Annotated in this window: 21 protein-coding genes and 1 pseudogene; 12 read left to right on the top strand and 10 right to left on the bottom strand. The window is 58.6% G+C overall.

What is annotated here, in order from left to right; genetic code table 11:
* Positions 1–10: 10 nt before the first annotated feature.
* From ACXAF3_RS02260 to ACXAF3_RS02240, 5 genes are all read right to left on the bottom strand, one after another.
* A complete protein-coding gene (locus ACXAF3_RS02260) occupies positions 11–298 on the bottom strand; it encodes a DUF2933 domain-containing protein (RefSeq protein WP_475110663.1) in 288 nt (95 codons plus the stop codon).
* A gap of 358 nt (positions 299–656) precedes the next feature.
* Complete coding sequence (locus tag ACXAF3_RS02255) at positions 657–1,010, bottom strand: cupredoxin domain-containing protein (protein WP_323844285.1); 354 nt, start codon at positions 1,008–1,010, stop codon at positions 657–659.
* Positions 1,011–1,035: 25 nt separating this feature from the next.
* A complete protein-coding gene (locus ACXAF3_RS02250) occupies positions 1,036–3,360 on the bottom strand; it encodes a heavy metal translocating P-type ATPase (protein ID WP_323844286.1) in 2,325 nt (774 codons plus the stop codon).
* A 15-nt stretch (positions 3,361–3,375) separates the two neighbouring features.
* Complete coding sequence (locus ACXAF3_RS02245; protein ID WP_323844287.1) at positions 3,376–3,693, bottom strand: heavy-metal-associated domain-containing protein; 318 nt, start codon at positions 3,691–3,693, stop codon at positions 3,376–3,378.
* A 2-nt stretch (positions 3,694–3,695) separates the two neighbouring features.
* The gene (locus ACXAF3_RS02240) at positions 3,696–4,097 is read right to left on the bottom strand and encodes a MerR family DNA-binding protein (RefSeq protein ID WP_323844288.1); all 402 of its coding nucleotides are present in this window, start codon (positions 4,095–4,097) and stop codon (positions 3,696–3,698) included.
* A 1,055-nt stretch (positions 4,098–5,152) separates the two neighbouring features.
* Between ACXAF3_RS02240 and ACXAF3_RS02235 the strand changes: the two genes are divergently transcribed.
* Genes ACXAF3_RS02235 through ACXAF3_RS02215 form a run of 5 tightly spaced genes read left to right on the top strand, consistent with a single transcriptional unit; the run spans position 5,153 to position 11,757 of the window.
* A complete protein-coding gene (locus ACXAF3_RS02235) occupies positions 5,153–6,325 on the top strand; it encodes a TolC family protein (protein WP_475110662.1) in 1,173 nt (390 codons plus the stop codon).
* Positions 6,322–7,581, top strand: coding sequence for an efflux RND transporter periplasmic adaptor subunit (locus tag ACXAF3_RS02230; RefSeq protein ID WP_475110661.1), 1,260 nt, complete (start codon positions 6,322–6,324; stop codon positions 7,579–7,581). The genes ACXAF3_RS02235 and ACXAF3_RS02230 overlap by 4 nt, the downstream gene beginning before the upstream one ends.
* Positions 7,578–10,733 (top strand): efflux RND transporter permease subunit, encoded by a 3,156-nt coding sequence (locus ACXAF3_RS02225; protein WP_475110660.1) that lies wholly within the window; start codon positions 7,578–7,580, stop codon positions 10,731–10,733. The genes ACXAF3_RS02230 and ACXAF3_RS02225 overlap by 4 nt, the downstream gene beginning before the upstream one ends.
* A 17-nt stretch (positions 10,734–10,750) precedes the next feature.
* Positions 10,751–11,368: a class I SAM-dependent methyltransferase gene (locus ACXAF3_RS02220; RefSeq protein ID WP_475110659.1), complete on the top strand. Its 618-nt coding sequence runs from the start codon at positions 10,751–10,753 to the stop codon at positions 11,366–11,368.
* A 5-nt stretch (positions 11,369–11,373) separates the two neighbouring features.
* Positions 11,374–11,757, top strand: coding sequence for a YkvA family protein (locus tag ACXAF3_RS02215; RefSeq protein WP_475110658.1), 384 nt, complete (start codon positions 11,374–11,376; stop codon positions 11,755–11,757).
* A 14-nt stretch (positions 11,758–11,771) separates the two neighbouring features.
* Here ACXAF3_RS02215 and ACXAF3_RS02210 read toward each other — a convergent pair whose 3' ends face one another.
* From ACXAF3_RS02210 to ACXAF3_RS02195, 4 genes and pseudogenes are all read right to left on the bottom strand, one after another.
* Positions 11,772–11,933: a L,D-transpeptidase family protein gene (locus tag ACXAF3_RS02210; protein WP_475110657.1), complete on the bottom strand. Its 162-nt coding sequence runs from the start codon at positions 11,931–11,933 to the stop codon at positions 11,772–11,774.
* Between the two features lie 89 nt (positions 11,934–12,022).
* Positions 12,023–12,148, bottom strand: a pseudogene (locus ACXAF3_RS02205) (L,D-transpeptidase family protein); the annotation flags it as partial.
* A 352-nt stretch (positions 12,149–12,500) separates the two neighbouring features.
* A complete protein-coding gene (gene ppk2 / locus ACXAF3_RS02200) occupies positions 12,501–13,262 on the bottom strand; it encodes a polyphosphate kinase 2 (RefSeq protein ID WP_475110656.1) in 762 nt (253 codons plus the stop codon).
* Positions 13,263–13,579: 317 nt separating this feature from the next.
* Entirely contained in the window at positions 13,580–14,563 is a 984-nt protein-coding gene (locus ACXAF3_RS02195) for a site-specific integrase (protein WP_475110655.1), read from the bottom strand.
* 230 nt (positions 14,564–14,793) lie between these two features.
* Between ACXAF3_RS02195 and ACXAF3_RS02190 the strand changes: the two genes are divergently transcribed.
* Positions 14,794–15,804 (top strand): DNA-binding protein, encoded by a 1,011-nt coding sequence (locus tag ACXAF3_RS02190; RefSeq protein WP_475110654.1) that lies wholly within the window; start codon positions 14,794–14,796, stop codon positions 15,802–15,804.
* On the opposite strand, the gene ACXAF3_RS02185 is transcribed toward ACXAF3_RS02190, so the two are convergent.
* Positions 15,792–16,337 (bottom strand): 3'-5' exonuclease, encoded by a 546-nt coding sequence (locus ACXAF3_RS02185; RefSeq protein ID WP_475110653.1) that lies wholly within the window; start codon positions 16,335–16,337, stop codon positions 15,792–15,794. The genes ACXAF3_RS02190 and ACXAF3_RS02185 overlap by 13 nt on opposite strands.
* A 593-nt stretch (positions 16,338–16,930) precedes the next feature.
* Between ACXAF3_RS02185 and ACXAF3_RS02180 the strand changes: the two genes are divergently transcribed.
* The 6 genes from ACXAF3_RS02180 (at position 16,931) to merC (ending at position 19,687) form a co-directional block, all read left to right on the top strand.
* On the top strand, positions 16,931–17,623 hold the full coding sequence (locus ACXAF3_RS02180) for a tRNA-dependent cyclodipeptide synthase (RefSeq protein ID WP_475110652.1): 693 nt from the start codon (positions 16,931–16,933) through the stop codon (positions 17,621–17,623).
* A complete protein-coding gene (gene merR / locus ACXAF3_RS02175) occupies positions 17,602–18,006 on the top strand; it encodes an Hg(II)-responsive transcriptional regulator (protein ID WP_475110651.1) in 405 nt (134 codons plus the stop codon). The genes ACXAF3_RS02180 and merR overlap by 22 nt, the downstream gene beginning before the upstream one ends.
* A 60-nt stretch (positions 18,007–18,066) precedes the next feature.
* A complete protein-coding gene (locus ACXAF3_RS02170) occupies positions 18,067–18,405 on the top strand; it encodes a mercuric transporter MerT family protein (protein WP_475110650.1) in 339 nt (112 codons plus the stop codon).
* A gap of 39 nt (positions 18,406–18,444) precedes the next feature.
* Complete coding sequence (merP, locus tag ACXAF3_RS02165) at positions 18,445–18,720, top strand: mercury resistance system periplasmic binding protein MerP (protein WP_475110649.1); 276 nt, start codon at positions 18,445–18,447, stop codon at positions 18,718–18,720.
* Positions 18,721–18,918: 198 nt separating this feature from the next.
* Positions 18,919–19,131: a DUF3330 domain-containing protein gene (locus tag ACXAF3_RS02160; RefSeq protein ID WP_475110648.1), complete on the top strand. Its 213-nt coding sequence runs from the start codon at positions 18,919–18,921 to the stop codon at positions 19,129–19,131.
* A gap of 151 nt (positions 19,132–19,282) precedes the next feature.
* A complete protein-coding gene (gene merC, locus ACXAF3_RS02155) occupies positions 19,283–19,687 on the top strand; it encodes an organomercurial transporter MerC (RefSeq protein ID WP_475110647.1) in 405 nt (134 codons plus the stop codon).
* The last annotated feature ends 6 nt before the right edge of the window (positions 19,688–19,693 follow it).

Below are 19,693 nucleotides of genomic sequence, written 5' to 3'. Positions count from 1 at the left end.
CAGTTTAATGTTAGTGGCGGTGCTGGCTTTCCCTACGCCCCTTTTCCAGGCCACGTTGATAGGCATCCTGTTCAGACTCGCCCTCGTTCTGGCCGTGTGTTCCATTACCGCCATGACCACCATGCCCTCCATGCATAAAAAGATGCATAAAGGGGCATGCCAGGAGAATCAGGTAGGGTAAAAATTGTGAGACATGCTCACGGTGTTCGATTAGTAGAAAGTATGTGGCCGCACCGATAATCCCCAGCGCTGCCAGACCTTTAGGGGTAAACCAGAATGATGATTTTTGAGTTGTCATATCATGTCCCATCACTGATGAAAATTAAAATTATTGTCTTCAGCACTGCATTTGTCTTGAATTCAAAAGAGTTCATTTATCTGGACAATACAAGCCAGCGCTTCGCATAGGCGTAGACTTTCCTCCTATTTATTAACCCGACAAACAAATAATTCTCCCATTAACCCGGCAAACAAATAATTCTCCTGAATTATTTGCTTGTCGCCCTTGAAATACTGGCGCACAAAACCGCTGGGAGCGGTTTTGGCCAGCTATCGCTGGCCCGCAGGGCAAAGCTCAGGGATGGTCTTCACAAATGCGCGGATTTGCCGGTATTTCAAGGTCTCGCGCCAGCCTGCGGCTGGCGGCGGCACTATCCCTAGTCAACGGTGATCTGCCCGCGGTACATCTGCATCTGGCAATGAAAGGCGTACTCTCCCGACTTCAATGCAGGCAACTGGATGGATTTCAGCTTGTTGAGCGGCAAGGTATCACTGATTTCCAGCTCCGGCACGAGAAATGTTTCAGAACAGGGCGACTGATCCTTGCGTATAAACTTTATTTCCACCGGTTTTCCAGCAGGCATTTTGATACGCGAGGGCGAGTAAGTGCCATTTTCCACGGTAATGACCAGATCGTTTTCACCCAGCTCCGCTTCTTTAGGCTTATAGAGCCAAAACCACCACACGATTAATGCGATCAGTACAATACCGGCGACATTGATAATTAACATTTCTACTCTCCTGATCGGGTTGCTCTTAATTATCCTGCGCCTTGAACAGGCGCAACCGATTAGCATTGGTCACTACAGTAAGCGAAGAGAACGCCATCGCGGCACCGGCAATCACGGGACTTAACAGCAGACCAAAAAATGGATACAGAACACCCGCCGCAAAGGGAACGCCTGCCACGTTGTAAATAAACGCACCGAATAGATTTTGCTTGATGTTACGCAGCGTGGCCTTGCTCACGGCAATCGCATCGGCGAGACCATGCAGTGATCCACGCATTAAGGTGACATCCGCGCTCTCAATAGCGACGTCCGTGCCAGTACCAATAGCAAAACCCACATTGGCAATCGCCAGCGCCGGAGCATCGTTAATACCGTCGCCTGTCATGCCGACCACTTCGCCTTCCATTTGCAGTTCCTGAACCTTTTTGGATTTATCTTCAGGTAACACCTCGGCGAAAAATTCCTTGATACCCGCCTTTTCCGCTACCGCCTTTGCCGTGGCGCGGTTATCCCCGGTCAGCATGACGACGCGAATGCCGTTGTGCTGCAATCGTTTAATGGCGGCAATTGAGTCCTCCTTGATAGGGTCTGCCACTGCGATAATCGCAGCGAGCGTATTATCCACGGCGAAATACATTGGCGTTTTGGCCTCGGCTGCCAGGATTTGTGCTTTTTCTACAAAATCCCCGAGTTCAATATTGCGCTCACGCATCAGTTTTTCATTGCCGAACAACAGGGTTTTACCTTCGACCTCGGCCTGCACGCCGTGGCCAGCAATGGCGTTAAAGTTGGCGACCTTTCCGGTTTCGATCCCCTTTTCCTGAGCAGACTCCACAATGGCGAGCGCCAACGGATGCTCGGAACCGGATTCGAGCGTTGCCGCCAGTTTAAGAATGGCATCCTCGTCATATCTACCCGCGATCAACACGTCGGTGACCTTGGGGGCGCCTAAAGTGATGGTGCCGGTTTTATCCAAAATCATCGCGGATATCTTTGACGCGGTTTGCAGCGCTTCTCCGTTGCGAATCAGCACGCCCGCCTCTGCGGCTTTACCCACGCCGACCATTACGGACATGGGTGTGGCGAGGCCCAGCGCACAGGGACAGGCGATAATCAGCACGGTCGTCGCCGATACAATCGCGAATGCCACCGCTGGCGCCGGCCCAAAGTTCAGCCAGGCAAGCGCACTCACCACCGCAATGATCATAACCACGGGGACAAAATACGCTGAGATCACATCCGCCAGGCGGCCGATAGACGGTTTGGAATTCTGCGCGCGTTTGACCATGTTGATGATCTGTGCCAGTGCCGTGTCCTTACCCACGCGGGTTGCCTTAAACAAAATGGAACCCGTTTTATTGATGGTCCCAGCCGCGACCTTATCACCAACGGCTTTTTCCACCGGCATGGGCTCACCGGTCAACATGGATTCATCAATGGCGGTATGGCCTTCGATAACTTCACCATCGACAGGAATTTTTTCACCCGGACGCACACGCACAACGTCATCCATCAGCACCTGCTCGATGGCGATATCCAATTCCTTGCCGTCGCGAATTACCCTGGCGGTTTTGGCCTGCAGACCGATAAGCCGCTTGATGGCTTCCGATGTTCGTCCACGGGCTTTCAGTTCGAGAGCGAGACCAAGATCAATCAAACCAATAATCATGGCCGTTGCCTCGAAATAGACATGGCGCGCCATTTCCGGGACAACGTGTGGCACAAACACTACGACCATGGAGTAAACCCATGCTGTACCAGTACCCAACGCAATCAGGGTGTCCATATTGGCCGAATGATTTTTAAAGGACTGCCAGGCACCCACAAAAAAGTGTTTGCCAGAAAACACCATAACGCCAAGGGTTAGTAGCCCAACTATCAGCCACGCTAGGCGTTCACCCGTCGTGCTAACCGTCATTTCGCCAACAACAACGCTGTAGACCATCAAGGGCACACCCAGTAATAATGCGATCGACATCTCACGCATTAGCCGTTTGTAGTAGGCCCAGTCTGCTTGTTCTTTTTCTGTCAGCGCATCATCCTCGCTCGCGGCAGCGGCGACTTTGCCGTTATAGCCCGCTTTCTCCACCGCCTTAACCAAAGCAGTCGCGTCGGCATTACCTGTCACGCTCACTGTGCGCTGAGCGAAATTCATCTCAGCGTTTTCCACTCCCGGCACTGCCTTTAACGCCGCTTCGATCTTTCCCACGCAACTGGCACAACCGGCACCTTCGATAATCAGTTCCTGCTGTGCCGAGCTGTCGTTATGACCGTGATGGTGATGCTTCTGACGTGTCTCGGCGTCTACATGGCATCTTGAGTTGCCGGATTCCATGTTTATTGAACTCATACAATCGCTCCTGATTTAATTGATAGCCGCCGCAGGGAAGCCCACTCGGTCCAACGCTTCAATCAGGTCGTTTGGCTCGACAATGCCAACAACCGAAGCGATGCCGGTCGCCAGGTCCATAGACACCTCACTGACCCCGGCAACGGAGCGTAACGTCTGCTCGATATTTTTCACACAACCGCCACAGTGCGCACCCTTCACTCTTAATTGCTGAAGAGGAAGGGATTCAGGGCGGTCGATTCCAGCTTCATGCTCGTTGGTGGAAACGGTTGACTTGCCAGTGCAACAGCAACCCCCGTGACCTTGATCCTGCTTCACTTTTGGTGTCGTCATGCTCAATCTTCCGCGGCAAATTCTTCAATCAGGTGACAAATCATATTCCCGGTCGGGGCTTTATTCGGCCTTTGGCTCCACTGCGCCACCGCCTGTTGCATGCGGTCCCGCAGCTTCTGAGTTTCCGTAAACCGCCGCTCGGTCTCATGCAGGCGCTGATCGATCAGTCGCCGCACCGTTGGACAAGGCGATTGTTTCTTATCCGCATGGGCGAGAATTTCCTTGATATCGCCTACCGAAAAGCCCAGCTGCCTGGCATTCAATACGAATCGCAAACGGATGAAATCTTTTTCGCTGAATTCCCGGTAGCCGTTGATCTTGTTCTTTGTCGGCTGCAAAACTCCAATCCGCGTATAGAAACGGACCGTTTCCGCCGTGACATCTAAGCGCTTGGCGATTTCCATTACTCTCATAATCTTGCTCCGGCACAAGCTGATAGCACTGAGGTACAGCGTACCGGAAATACGATCACTACTATCTTGATATAGATCAAGCGCCGGAGTAAAACCTAGGACAAGAACTAACCACAGTGAGATTTTTTCGTCCGCAGACTACACCTATGTGCTGCACATGGGTCAAGTCACTTTCAATCGCGAGTGATTGGGCACTAATTGAGATGTTAAGGAAGCATTCCTGACGCCGAGATGACCCCAACATGACAGATACGTAATATGGAGGTCTTTTTACTCACTCCCCTGTGTCCGAATCCTTGCGTGTGCGGCAGAATAGCGGATCTATTGATAGGAAATGGCTGTAAAGCAAGAGTAAGTGCATGATGAAAGCCTCTAGCCTCCGTAGGCTACCCCAGTTTCCAGTCAGTGGGGTCTCTGCTAATATGTGCGGGCGATGAAGATAGCAAACCCTTCCAACACCTCGAGATCAATCTCCCTTGCTGCAATACTTTTATTGTTGCTGCAGGTGCAGGTGGTGTTTGCCTGCACCATGCCTGGGCATACCGTTTCCGCAATGGCGATGGCAATGGTTGAGGGGCAGCAAGCGGATTGTGACTGCTGCACTGAGGAGCTGTCGGTATCGCTGAAGGTGGACTGCCGGGAGCAACAGGCTCTACTTCCACAGACGAACTTGGGGCCGGACCTCCCGCAACTGGGCGCGCTGCCTGGTGTGGAGTGGCCGTCGATACTAGCCCCGCCAGTGCCCCTCGCCGCCATTTATCCCCATTCTAATCCCGCCACCCCCGGTAACCGTACCTGGCTGACTACACTGCGTTTGCGTATCTGAGCCAGTCCTCCCACTAAAATACTGATTTCCCGCACTGGATAAAGAAAGCGGCGCTTTCACGCGCCCGCATGTTCGAGGAGTTCCCCCTGTGACTGGCAAGACTTTTCCGGCCGCGCTGGCCCTGGCCACTGCCCTACTGGCTCCCAAGAGCTTGGCGCAGCAAAGTACCGGGCTAACATTCGGCCGGGCAATCGACATCGCTATCCAAAGCGACCCTTGGTTGGACGGAAGCCGCCATACCGAGGCGGCGCTGATGGATGAGGCCCTGGCAGCGGCTCAGCTGCCGGACCCCAAAATGGAAGTCTCCGCGCTCAACTTTCCCACGGATACCTTCAATTTCGGCCAGGAGCCAATGACTCAGTTCGCCGTCGGCATCAACCAGATGTTTCCACGCGGGGCCAGCCGTGCTCTCTCCCGCCAGCAGAAAGAACAGCTGGCCGCCCGCGAACCCCTGCTGCGCGCGGACCGGCGCGCCAGGGTGACCGCCACGGTCGCGCAGTTGTGGCTGGACGCCTACGGCGCGCGCGAGAGCATCCAGCTGATCGAGGGCGACCGCGCCCTGTTCGAGCAGCTGGTGGATGCGGCCGTGGCCGGCTATGCATCGGCCCGCGGCCGCGCGCGCCAGCCGGATGTCATCCGCGCGCAACTGGAACTGACCCGTCTCGACGACCGCCTGACGATGCTGCGGCAACGCCAGGACGGCGCCGAGCGCAGATTGGCGGAATGGGTGCAGGACGCCGGGGCTACCGGCGGCGCCCTGCCGCGCTTGGAGCCGCTAGTGCCGGTGACGGACAAGCGCCCCCCGTCCGACTGGTATCAGCAGTTGCGCCTGCACCCGGCGGTACTGGCGCTGGACGTGAAGATAGATGCGGTGGCCACCGGCATCGATCTCGCGAAACAGCAATACAAACCCGAGTGGGGCCTCAAGGCCGCCTATGGCCTCCGCGGCGAAGACCCTCAGGGAGAGGACAGGACAGACCTATTCACCGTCGGCGTCAGTTTCGATCTGCCGCTGTTCACCGAAAAACGGCAGGACAAAACCCTCAGTGCCGCAGTGGCGCGCACCGCCGCCACGGAAACCGAGAGATCCCTGTTGCTCCGGCAACTGCTGGCGCAGCTGGAAAATGCGCGCCTGCAACTCATCCGCCTCGATCAGCGCCGCGCCCTCTATCGGCAACAGTTACTGCCGCAAATGCGCGAACAGGCCGAGGCCTCCCTGGCCGGCTACTACAACGATGAGAGCGATTTCGCCGAGGCGGTGCGCGCACGCATCGCCGAACTCAACGCCAAAATCGACGCGCTCGATATCGAGGTCGAGCGCCTGAAAATCATCGCGCAGCTGAATTACCTGCTCGCGCAGGTTCCCGCGGAAACAGGAGCCCCGCAGAAATGAATAACCGTATCAAAACGACACTGCTGATCGCGCTGGGCGTCGCTGTCGGCATCGCCATCGCACTGCTGCTGCGCGGCGACCGGGAAGAGGCGGCCAGCGGCGGCGAGCGCAAGCCGCTGTACTGGGTCGCGCCGATGGATCCGAATTACCGCCGGGACAAACCGGGCAAGTCGCCCATGGGTATGGACCTGGTCCCCGTGTACGAAGAGGAACAGGGCACAAAAGATTCGCCGGGCACGGTGCGCATCTCTCCGGAAGTGGTCAATAACCTGGGCGTGCGCACCGTCGCCGTCGAGCGCGGCCGCTTCGATGCGGAAATCAGGACCGTCGGCTACGTGCAGTACGATGAAAAGCAGCTGGTACAGATAAACCCCAGGGTCGAGGGCTGGATAGAAAAACTCTACGTCAATGCCGAGGGGGATCCGGTGAACCGCGGTATGCCCCTGTACACCCTCTATTCGCCGGAACTGGTCAATGCCCAGGAGGAGCTGGTGCTGGCGCTGAAGCACAATAACCGCGTCCTGATAGACGCGGCGCGCGAGCGTTTGCGCGCGTTGCAACTGCCGCGAAGTGCCATCGAGCAGCTGATCAAAACCCGCAAAGTCCAGCGCACCGTCACCGTCTACGCGCCCCAGTCCGGCGTGGTGGACAAGCTCAATGTGCGCGAGGGTATTTTCGTCAAGCCGGGCATGGCGCTGCTGTCCATCGCCGCGCTCGATCAGGTGTGGGTCATTGGCGAAGTCTTCGAGCGCCAGGCGGCACAGGTAAACGAGGGCGACCCCGTCACCATGCGGCTGGACTACCTGCCCGGACAGAGCTGGACCGGCACCGTCGATTACATCTACCCGACGCTGGATGAAAAGACGCGCACGGCACGAATACGCGCTCGCTTTGGCAACCCGGACCACAAGCTGAAGCCGAATATGTTTGCGCAACTGGCCATTCACGCGCGCCGCGGAGAGGAGACACTGCTGATTCCGGCGGAGGCACTGATCCGCACCGGTGGCAAGCCGCGCGTGGTACTCGCACTCGGCGACGGCAGGTTCAAGTCGGTCAACGTGCAGACAGGCCGCATCGGCGAACGGCAGGTGGAAATACTGGCAGGACTCCGGGAGGGCGAGCGCATCGTTACCTCGGCGCAATTCCTGATCGACTCCGAATCCAGCAAGACCTCGGATTTCATGCGCATGGCCCCCCGGGGTCAGATGAATCATGGCGAACATAGTGACCACGGAACGCATGGAGAGCAGCCATGATTGCCGCCGTAATCCGCTGGTCGGTCAACAACCGCCTTTTCGTGCTGTTGGCCACACTGTTCCTAGTGGGCGCCGGTATCTATTCACTGAAGAAGACACCGGTGGATGCAATTCCAGATCTGTCCGATGTGCAGGTGATTATCAAGACCAGCTACCCGGGCCAGGCACCGCAGGTGGTCGAGGACCAGGTTACCTACCCGCTGACCACGGCGATGCTGTCGGTGCCCGGTGCGGTCACCGTGCGCGGCTTTTCGTTTTTCGGCGATTCCTATGTCTATGTCATCTTCGACGACGACACCGATGCCTACTGGGCGCGCTCGCGGGTATTGGAATATCTCTCCCAAGTGGCGCCGACGCTGCCGGCCAATGCGCGGCCGCAACTGGGGCCGGATGCCACCGGCGTCGGCTGGGTCTATATCTATGCGCTGGTCGACCGCAGCGGTAAACACGATATCAGCGAACTGCGCAGCCTGCAGGACTGGTTCCTGAAGTACGAACTGCAGACCGTGCCCGGCGTCTCCGAAGTGGCGGCACTCGGCGGCATGGTCAAGCAGTACCAGGTCAAGGTGGATCCGGAAAAGCTGCGCGCCTACGGCATTCCGCTGTCCCAAATCCAGGTGGCGATACAGCGGGGCAACCAGGAAGTGGGTGCCTCGGTGGTGGAAATGGCGGAAGCCGAATACATGGTCAGGGCCAGCGGCTATATCCAGGCAATCGACGACCTGAACGAAATACCGCTGGGCATGGATGTCAACGGCACACCCCTTCTGCTCAAAGATGTTGCCGATATCGCCCTGGGCCCGCAACTGCGCCGCGGTATCGCCGAACTGAATGGCGAGGGCGAGGCGGTCGGCGGCATCGTGGTGATGCGCTTCGGTGAAAACGCCCAGAAGACCATCGACGGCGTTGTGGCCAAGCTGGAAAAACTCAAGGCGGGCCTGCCCGAGGGCGTGAAGATAGTCACCGTCTACGATCGCTCGGCGTTGATCGAGCGCGCGGTGGACAACCTCTGGCACAAGCTGCTGGAGGAATTCATTGTGGTCGCGCTGGTGTGCGTGGTGTTCCTGTTTCACCTGCGCTCGTCGCTGGTCGCCGTTATCAGCCTGCCGGTAGGCATACTCGCCGCCTTTATCGTTATGCACCTGCAGGGGCTCAACGCCAACATCATGTCGCTGGGCGGCATTGCCATCGCCATCGGGGCGATGATCGACGGCGCGATCGTAATGATCGAGAACATGCACAAGCATATGGAGCGCACACCGCTCAACGACTCCAACCGCTGGCAGATCGTCGCCGAATCAGCGGCGGAAGTGGGCCCGGCGCTCTTCTTCAGCCTGCTGATCATTACCGTCAGCTTCCTGCCGGTATTCGCCCTCGAGGCACAGGAGGGGCGTATGTTCTCGCCGCTGGCATTCACCAAGACCTATGCGATGGCGGCGAGCGCGGCGCTGGCGGTGACGCTGGTGCCGGTACTGATGGGCTACTTCATTCGCGGACGGGTATTGCCCGAGCACAAGAACCCGCTCAATCGCTGGCTGATCGGCGCCTATATGCCGACGCTCAAGCGGGTACTGCAATTTCCGAAAACCGCCCTCGCATTGGCACTCGTATTGCTGCTCACCGCGCTGTGGCCACTCGGCAAAATCGGCAGCGAGTTTATTCCGCCACTGGATGAGGGCGACCTGATGTATATGCCCACCACCTACCCCGGTCTCTCGATCGGCAAGGCGCGCGAGCTGCTGCAGCAGACCGACAAACTGATCCGCACCGTGCCGGAAGTGAAAACCGTGTTCGGCAAAATCGGTCGCGCCGAAACCGCCACCGACCCGGCGCCGCTGACCATGATCGAGACCTTTATCCAGCTGAAGCCGCGCGACCAGTGGCGCGACGGCATGACCACGGAAAAACTGCAGAAGGAACTGGATGCACTGGTCAAGCTGCCCGGCGTCACCAACGCCTGGGTAATGCCGATCAAGACCCGCATCGACATGCTCGCCACCGGCATCAAGACACCGGTGGGCATCAAGGTCGCGGGCCCGGATCTCGAACAGATACAGCAGATAGGACAGCAGCTGGAGCAGATTCTGCAACAGGTGCCCGGCACCGCGTCCGTGTATTCCGAGCGGGTTGCCGGCGGCCGCTATATCACCGTGGATATAGACCGGAAGCGCGCCGCCCGCTACGGGCTCAATATCGCCGACGTGCAGCAGGTTGTCGCCACCGCTGTCGGCGGTATGAATGTCACCCAGACTGTCGAGGGACTGGAGCGCTACCCGGTCAACCTGCGCTACCCGCAGGATTACCGCGACTCGCCCGAACAGCTTGCACAGCTGCCGATCGTCACCCCGGCGGGACAGCGCATCGCCCTCGGCGACGTGGCAAAAATTGCGGTGGAAGATGGCCCGCCGGCAATCAAGAGTGAAAACGCGCGACTGAACGGCTGGAGCTTCGTGGATATCGAGGGCGTCGATATAGGCAGCTATGTGAAGCAGGCGCGGATCGCCGTCGACAACAAGCTGCAGCTGCCGGCCGGCTACTCGGTGACCTGGTCGGGGCAGTACGAATATATGCAGCGGGCGATAGAAAAACTCACCTACGTGGTCCCGCTGACGCTGCTGATAATCGCGCTGTTGCTATATATGAATTTCCGCAACGTTCAGGAAGTGGCCATCATTATGGGTACGTTGCCGCTGGCAATGGTCGGCTCCCTGTGGCTTATCTACCTGCTCGATTTCAATTTTTCCGTCGCCGTCGGCGTCGGCTTTATCGCGCTCGCTGGGGTGGCCGTGGAAATCGGCGTGATCATGCTCGTGTATCTCAATCAGAGCTACGCCAAAATGCACAGTGACAGCGAGCATGAGGGCGCAATCCCCGACGCGGAGTCTCTGCGCGAAGCGGTATTGGCCGGCGCCGGCTTGCGGGTGCGGCCGGTGATGATGACCGCCGCTGCCATCGTCGTCGGCCTGCTGCCGATATTGTTCGGGTCCGGTACCGGCTCCGAAGTCATGAGCCGCATTGCCGCGCCGATGGTCGGTGGTATGTTGAGTGCGCTGTTGCTGACACTGCTGGTGCTGCCCGCAGTATTTTATTTGTGGAAACGCCACGCGCTTATTGCGGCGAACACTCCAAACCATCAACAGTCTCTCAGTTAAATTTAATGGCGCGCCTTATGCAAAATAAAAACCACTGGGAAAAGATCTACAGCTCAAAATCGGAAGACGAAGTCAGCTGGTTCCAGGAGCACGCCGAGGTGTCTGTCCGGCTGATCGAACAGACGGGCGCGCCCAAGTCCGCAAATATTATCGATGTGGGCGGCGGCGCCTCCAAGCTTGTGGACGATCTGCTGGACAAGGGCTACGACAACCTCACCGTGCTCGATCTGTCCGGCCAAGCACTGGCCAAGGCGCAACGCAGACTGGGCGCTAGAGCGGATAAGGTGCGCTGGCTGGAAGGCAACATCCTGGAGATCGACCTGCCCCAACAGGCCTATGACGTCTGGCACGACCGCGCGGTGTTCCACTTCCAGACCGACGAACGGGAACGCAAGGCGTATGTGGATGCAGTGCTGCGCGCGGTAAAACCCGGTGGCCATGTGATAGTGGCCACCTTCGCCGAAGACGGCCCGGAAAAATGCAGCGGCCTGCCGGTGGTGCGTTACAGCGCCGACCAGCTGCACGGCGAGTTCGGCGCGCCTTTTGATTTGCTCGGGCAGGAACGGGAGGAGCACCATACGCCGGCGGGTGTGGTGCAGCGCTTCGTCTACTGTTTCTGCCGCAAGCTGGATTGATCGCAATGATCGAGCGGCTGAGGCGCTTTGCACGGCGAATGCAACAGCAGCTGCAGGTGCTCTACCTCGCGAGCCGCGACCCGAGGACGCCGCTGATCGCCAAGTTGATCGTGATTGTCGTGGTCGCCTATGCACTCAGTCCGATCGACCTGATCCCGGACTTTATTCCCCTGCTCGGCTACCTGGACGACCTGTTACTGCTGCCGCTGGGTATCTGGCTGGCGATTAAGCTGGTGCCGGCCGAGCTGTGGCACGAACTGCAGGCCCGCGCCGAGGCGCAGCCGCTGTCATTGCCGAGAAATTTTCGCGCGAGCGTCGTCATCGCGATCTTGTGGATCGCTGCGCTCGCCGCTGTCGCCTACTGGCTCTGGAATGGACTGAACGGTTAGAACCAGCGCATACCTCAATCAGTGACGATGACCGGCGTACCCACCGGAGCATAGCGGAAGAATTTCTGTGCCATGTGCCGCGGCATGCGCACGCAGCCGTGCGATGCGGGATAGTTGGGTACGTCTCCGGACGCGTGCAGTCCGATACCACCATTGAAGCGGATAAAGTAATCCATCTTGGCGCCGCGGTAGTAAGTGCCGGCGGGCGGCGGTGCTTGCGGGTATCTACGTCGGCACGCACCACGCGGTGAGTATTCCGATCGACATAACTGCCATAGAGCGTGGATCTGTGTCTGAGTTTCTTGCCCCTGACCCGATAGCTGCCTTTGGGTGTGCGGTAGCCGGCGCGACCGGACGAGACCCGGGAAACCCCCACCAGCTCTCCGCCCATATAGAAATAAGCGCGCTGCTCACCCAGGGAAATTCGAATAGATGGCGCCCGCGAGATGTCAACCGCTGCCTCGTCGTCAAACCAGCCGACCGTATCGGCAAAGACCTGTGCCGGAGCCGGCAGCAGGACGACGAAGCACATTACCAGCGCGGCGATAAATGGACTGTACTGGCTGTTCGGGCGCATTGAATCACCTCCCGGACTTCTAGCTTAACGTCGCACGGGGAAGTTCCATAGGCGTGACTGCGACGCCGGCGGCGAAACCTGTAGAGGCAATAATCGCTCGTGTAGAGGCTAGCGGGAGTACGGCGGTATTTAGCCGTACTCCCGAGCAGCCTTTGCTGGTTGAGTTTTAGGGCGCAATAGTGCCGTTCAACAGATGAGTTCCGTCATAGGGAAAGACAATATCCGGATCTGGAGCCTCTGCGCGTTGGTCGCACTCCGGACACTGAACGGCGGTGAGCAGGTGGCGGATCACATTCAGTCGCGCGATTTTCTTATTGTTGGCCCGCACCACATACCAGGGCACCAATTCGCTGTGGCTCTTGGCAAACATCTCGTTGCGGGCGACGCTATATTCTTGCCAGTGCTTTACCGCCACCTCATCGACCGGGCTGATTTTCCACTGTTTGAGCGGGTCCACCCTGCGATCCTTCATGCGCTTCCGCTGCTCCTCTTTGTCGATATCCAGATAGTACTTGATGATCTGAATACCGGAGCGCACCAGCATCGTCTCGAAAGGCACCACCGAGTCCATAAAGTCCCGGTATTCCTGGTCGGTACAGAATCCCATGACCCGCTCGACCCCGGCGCGGTTGTACCAGCTGCGGTTGAACAGCACCATTTCCTGCCGCGATGGCAAATGGGGAATGAAACGCTGGAAATACCAGCTGGCGCTATCCCGGTCCGAAGGCTTGCCCAGTGCCACCACGCGCGTCTCCCGCGGGCTCAGGTGCTGGACAATACGCTTGATAGTACCGTCCTTGCCGGCCGTATCGCGTCCTTCGAACAATACGAGAATCTGCAGATCGTGTTCGATCAGGTGGCGCTGCAGTGTCACCAGCTTGACCTGCAATTCGCGCAGTACCTGCTTATACCCTTTTGGATCGCTCAAGATTCACCCCTCGCTATGCAACGTATCGCCAACACAGGCCTCTCAATCGAACTCGGGCTTCCGCTGGCAACTATCCAGGCCTGCCACTGAAATTACCGACATAGCAATTCCATATCGGCCTAGCGGGGGCATTTGAACAGAAACTTACGGTTTCGCCCTTTCAGACCCTCTCCAAACCGTAAATCCCTGTAAGAATCTCCCCCAAGGCTGAACGTAACCATTAGCGCTGCCGTAGAGGCAAGCGGATGTCTCAGTTTGACCACTTCAGCTATCTCCCCCACAACGCTTCCTAAACTGCTGTTCGGGTGCGACCGCTGTCAAATTTCTTGATCGTCGACACGCTCCAGAGCGGCTGGGCCAGGATAAGACGTGAGGCCCCGTTCAATACGTTCCTGGGAAAAGGGATCAGGAGCCTCGATATAGCGCATGGCTGAGTGGATATCCTTCCACCCGACATACTCCATCAAGGCCTTTGCTTCCCAGCCATTGGTATTCGCCCAGTTGGCAAACCCTCTACGCAGGGAGTGGCTGGTAATGTTTGACTGCTGCTCGAGACCCGCTTCTACAAAAATACGCCTGAGCAGCGCGGACAGGTTGTTCGCCGTCAGTGCCTTTTCTGCCAGATGTCCCCAGCGATTGATTCCGCGGAACACAGGCCCCTCTGTGATTCCAGCCAGGCCAACCCATTCTCCGTAGGCCGCAACCGGACACAAGCGGCTCAGCGCCGGCACCTTGAATTCCTTTCCCGCATTCTGGCGGTCGCCCTTGCTCCTGGGAAGGAAGATCGTCATCCCCTGCCCGGGAGCTGCCTTGATGAATTCCACCTGCAGGCGGCAAAGTTCATCGCTGCGAAATCCGCGCCAGAAGCCGAGTAGGAGTAAAGCCCTGTTGCGGGTATGGGCAAGTGCCGACTTGCGATCGCCCGCGGCTTTCACCTGCTCGCAGGCATTGTCCAGCCAGCCTGTCAACGCGGTGAGTTCTTCCACCTGTAGCGGCCGTGCCCGCTTCTCCTGTGCCGGGTGCAGCTCCCGGATGCCTTTGAGGACCTTTCTGACCAATGGGGCCTTGGTTGGGTCCGGGAAGCCCTGGTCAACGTGCCACTGCGCAATCGCCGAGAGGCGCAATTGAAGGGTGTTGGCCGAAAGAGTCTTCGCGTGATCGGCCAGGTAGCGGACGATACTGTCGGCAGTGGCGGGCAGGAAGCCGCCCCAGCTGACTTCGTAGTGGTGTACCGCGGCCTGGTAGCTGCGTCGTGTGTTGTCGCGGGTGGCCGCGTGAAGATATCGGTCGATATCGCTCATTGTGTGGCATTCCGTGGCTGGGCTGGCCTGCCCATCTGGCGGGCTGGATGTATGGGGATATCCGGGATTCATACCGAACTGAGGTCATTTTACGACCGATTTTGGTCATGGCAATAGATAACCCCGCTTTATCTATTTTTATAAAAGTTAGAATGTTGCTCCAGTTCACGGTCTGATTTAGTATGTATATACATAGTACATACCACAGTACAAAATAATCGGAGATCCCAATGGCGCGCTCAGGTATCAACAAAGTCCAGGTTCAGCAGGCCCGCGATGCCGTGCTGGCCCGCGGCGAGAATCCATCCCTGGACGCAATACGCATCGAACTGGGCAATACAGGCTCCAAGAGCACTATTCACCGGTATCTCCGGGAGATTGAGGAAACCGAGAGCACTCGCCTCGACGACGAGCAGCTCCTCAGCAAAACGCTGCAGGAAATGGTGGCCCGGTTGGCGGCGCGCTTGCGGGAGGAAGCAAATGAACTGGTTTCGGCAGCCGAGAAACGCCTCAAAGACCAGGAGGCTCAATGGAAACAGGGGCGTGAACGACTCGAGGGCTTGCTGAAGGAGAGCGGCGAGAAAGCGCACCGCCTGGAGCAGTATCTGGCGGACTCCAAGAGTTCACTGGAACAGGCGAGCGCGGAGTTGCAATCCGAAAGGCTCCAATCGCAACGGCAGGCCCAGCAGATCGTAGACCTGGAAGTGCGCCTGGCGGACAAAGACTCCCACCTGAAATCCCTGGAGGATAAGCACCAGCACGCCCGAGATGCCCTCGAGCACTTCCGCCAGGCAAGCAAAGAACAGCGGGATCAGGATATCCGCAAGCACGAACAGCAGGTACAGCAATTGCAGGCCGAGCTGCGCCAATCGAACCAGTCCATCATCGTCAAGCAGGGTGAGATCACTCAGCTCAACAAGGACAATGCCCGCCTCGCCAGCGAGCTTGGTGCAGCTCGCAAACAGGCAGGCAGTCAGGAAGATGCGCTCCGGAAGTCGGAACAGCTGGTCTCCGCCCTGCGCGAGCAATTGAGCCAGACCAACACCAACTTGAGCGCAAAAGCCAAAGAGCTAGATCTGTATTGCGAGCAGTTGGAGCGGGCTCAATTAGAGCTGAAAGAATGTGCGCACCGGCAAACAGAGCTGGAGGTCGCCCTTGCCGAAGCCCGCACCAGTCTGGGCCATTTCAAAGCAGCTGCAGAGGCAAAAGGTGACCTCCCCGGGAGACCTCAACCGGAATAGAAATCCAGGTAAGGCAGCAGGCGGGCGATATTCTTCGCGTCGGCCTCTGCGCGGTGGTGGCGTCCTTCAAACTTCAGCCCGGCAGATGCGAGGGCGGCGCCGAGGCCGGCGCGCCGCTTGCTGCCCTTCCGCCGCTGCCACAGGGCCTTGAGATTGATATGGGGAGCGGCTGCAAACGCCGGCGAGACCCCATGCCGCGCGCGCTCGACATTGATCTGGTTGAGATCGTATTGGCCCCAGCTACCCCAGGTCTCAAATGACCATTCACTGACAACGGCATTCAGGTGCCGAACGGCTTCGAGATACCCGGGGGCATCATCCACCATTGCCTGTGTGATGCCGGTCAGAGATTGGCAGAAGTCACTGAGCTGCGGGTTTAACACGGGCCTGACCAACTGATGAAAAGAGCGGACCACGATACCGCTCATAGAGGCGAGCGCGAAGCCGAACTCAATGATCTCCATATCCTGCACAGTCTGGCGGCGATCATTCCAGCAGGTGGCTTCCAAATCGACAATAAGGATGCTTTGCACGGGGTTGCTGCCAACGAAAACTCACATAGAAACAGAAAGTTAACCCTAGTTTTGGGGATTCTCCAAAACCTCCATCACCCCCTCGAGTTTGCCTACCCCTCTCCGGTACGGTTTAATGCTTGGGACTAAAGCAGAGTCCCTCACAGAGCCATGCTCCAGCGTTTCACCCAAAGATCCCAACCTCTCTGCCTCGCGGCGGTAGTCGTGGTGTTGGGCGCACTGCTGATCAGTGGCGCGGCGCTCGCGCAGGGCCTCTCCGGGCAGGGGCCCCTGGCAATCGACTTGCCGTCGCCGGAAGAAACGCCCTGCCACACCGCCGGCAGCGCCCCCGCCAACCCGGACAAACCACCCTGTCCGGAGGCAAAGGTGGTATGTCTGCAGCTTCCCGCGGTGACCTCCGGTTATCACCACGTTTTTCACTCGCCCGTGCGCGGCGTGGCCATCCGGTACCGGCTGACACCCCTCCCATCGTATTCTGAACCGCCGCTGCGTCCACCCCGGCGCGCATAACTTTCCCTCCCCCTTAGTCATTGAATCGGCGCTGCCCGCGGCTACTGCGGGTGGCTGTAGTGGTTTTGATTTGGAACAAAGTTATGCAAGTGGAATTTGTTTCGGACAGGTGCCGGGACCTGTTCGCCCGTGGGGATCTCGCGGTGATCGGTATCAGCCCCTTCAACAGTTATTTTTCCGAAGACCGCATCGCCAGGCTCGCCACCTGGGCCCGCGGCCACTTCCGCCAGGTCATGTTCTACCTGCCGGATGGCCCGACCGTATACACCTTGCGAGCCCTCGGCTACGATGCGGACAAGGCGCGCAAGAAGGCACGACGCCAATGCAACTATCTGCGCAACAAGATTTTCCGCGCAGCGGATACCGGCTCCATGCACAGGGAGTTGATGGATTCCAGCTGGCTGGCGCAATCGGAAGTCTATGCGCGCAAGCTGGAGCGCATCGAGCGTCTCTTTGACGAGGACGCCGAGTTCCGCGCCGGGTGCCTGCAGAGCAGTCGCTGGGTGTTGAACAATCACCTCGCCGGAAGGCAGATTACCCCACAGATGCTTTCAACCGCGGTGCGCTACTTCCTGGCCGAACTGCCGCTGTTTTTGCACGCTGCGGATATTGCCGGCAGTGCGTCCGCCTGTTTTTGTTACCAGAGCTGCCCGAGCTTCCTTGCCCGGCTGCTTGCGCGGGGATATCCGCAACTGGTGGACGGGCGCCACGGTCTTGTCATCGTGCAGCAGAAGAAAGAGGAGCATGTGGAACCATGTCTGGCAACGAAGCGCTGACCATTGGCCGCCTGGCGCGGGCCGCTGGCGTGCATGTGGAGACGGTGCGCTACTACGAGCGGCGGGGCCTGATCGAGCAGCCGGCAAAGCCCGCACAGGGCCACAGAGCTTACCCGCGGGCGACCCTCGAGCGCCTGCTGTTTATCAAACGCGCCCAGGAGCTGGGGTTCACGCTTCAGGAGATCGCTGGTCTGCTGGCGCTGGGCGGCGGGCAATGCGCCGAGGTGCAGGCCATGGCCGCGGAAAAGCTGGCGGCAGTGGAAGCCAAGATCACCGACCTCCAGCGCCTTCAGGCGGTCCTCGACAGGCTGGTGCGCAGCTGTAAGGCCAATCGCAGCAGTGCACCTTGCCCCATCGTCGAAACCCTGTTGCCGGACGCTTGACTCCGTACGGTGGTACGGCCTCTAAACTCTGCCTATGAGTTCCTGGAAGAGGGAGAGGCCGTGCCTATCGACAACACCAGATTACCCTTGATCGGCGGCATCGCCGCCGCCATCGGCGCCGGACTTTGCTGCGCCGGCCCCTTCGTATTGCTGTCCCTGGGTGTCAGCGGCGTCTGGATCGGCAACCTGACCCTGCTGGAGCCCTACCGCCCGCTGTTTATCCTGGCGGTACTGACGCTGTTCGGCTGGGCAGGCTGGAAGGTGTTCGGGCCCTGTGCGCCGGGCAGCGCCTGTGCCGCGCCGCGGGTGCGCCGTCGCCGCCAGATATTGTTCGTGCTGGCGGCACTGGCCGCGGCCCTGCTGGTGACCAGCAACTACTGGATTCCGTGGATCGCCTGATCCGCCCATCGCTTCAGACAACACCGAGGAGAAGATACCGTGAAAAACATCCTGATCGCCCTGACCCTGCTCATCGCCAGTCTGTCCGCCCAGGCGGCAACGCGCACCGTGACCCTGGATCTGCCCAGCATGAACTGCGCCATGTGCCCCATCACCGTAAAAAAGGCACTGGACAAGCTCGAGGGCGTGAGTAAGGCGGAAGTCAGCTTCGACGACAAGCGCGCGGTGGTGACCTTCGACGACAGTGCCACCAGCGCCGAGGCGCTGGTCGAGGCCACCACCAACGCCGGCTATCCGTCTACTGTATTGAAGTAGAGGGGGCTGTGGCAATCACACAGGCCTACTGACCCATATCGGTGACCGACTCGCTGCCCGAGCGCGCGGTTGTTGGTTCGGACTTCTCTGCCTGGAAGAAAGGCCGCTGCCTTCGGCATGCGTCGAGGGTCTGAAGCTTAGAGCGCAAGTCGTCGGCAAGGAAATCAAGCAACTCTCCTGTTACACAGGTTGACTGCCATGGTTGAGAAATCCGAAAGCAATCCCAAGCTCAGTTGCGAACAATGCTGCCGAGAGATTCCCTACAGTCCGGAGAATGCTGACTACGTGATCTACTTTTGCGATTCTGATTGTTATCGCAAATGGTTGCGGAAACATCCCCACAGCAAGCCTGAAAAAGTCTTTGTCCAGAGCCCAGACGATGGGGGCGAAAGCCCCGACTCAGCCCGTTGACATATCAACTAATCAGTTGCAGGGAGCACCCTGACGGCTGAGGTTGGCAGCTCAGGCGTGGATCGAGGGCGTGCAATAGTTTCACGGTCATATGGGACGAACAGGAGGTAGATATGAGTACTCATTACAGTAGTGAATCGGAGATGCTCCTATGGTAAATCTCACCGGCTTGCTGGCCCGTATCGGCGACAAGCTCGGTGCCCTGGGCGCGCTGGTGTCCGCGGCCGGCTGCGCCATCTGCTTCCCAGCCATTGCCAGCCTGGGGGCGGCGGTGGGCCTGGGCTTTCTCAGCCGCTGGGAGCCATTGCTGCTCAACACCCTGCTGCCGCTCTTCGCCGGCCTGGCGCTCGTCGCCAACGCCCTTGGCTGGTTCTGGCACCGGCGCTGGCGCCGCGCCGCCCTGGGCATGCTGGGGCCAGCGCTGCTGCTTCTGTCCCTCTATCCCTGGTTCCAGTACGCCTGGAGCAGCACTGTGACTTACGGCGCCCTCGCGCTGATGGTGGCTGTGGCAATTTTCGATCTCAAGTACCCGCCGCGGCGGCACTGTAAGACCTGAAGAGAG

The sequence above is a fragment of the Microbulbifer sp. ABF4_143 genome, from assembly GCF_056160225.1.
Note: the sequence above shows the minus strand (reverse complement) of the source record. Positions and strands in the feature narration are given on the sequence as shown.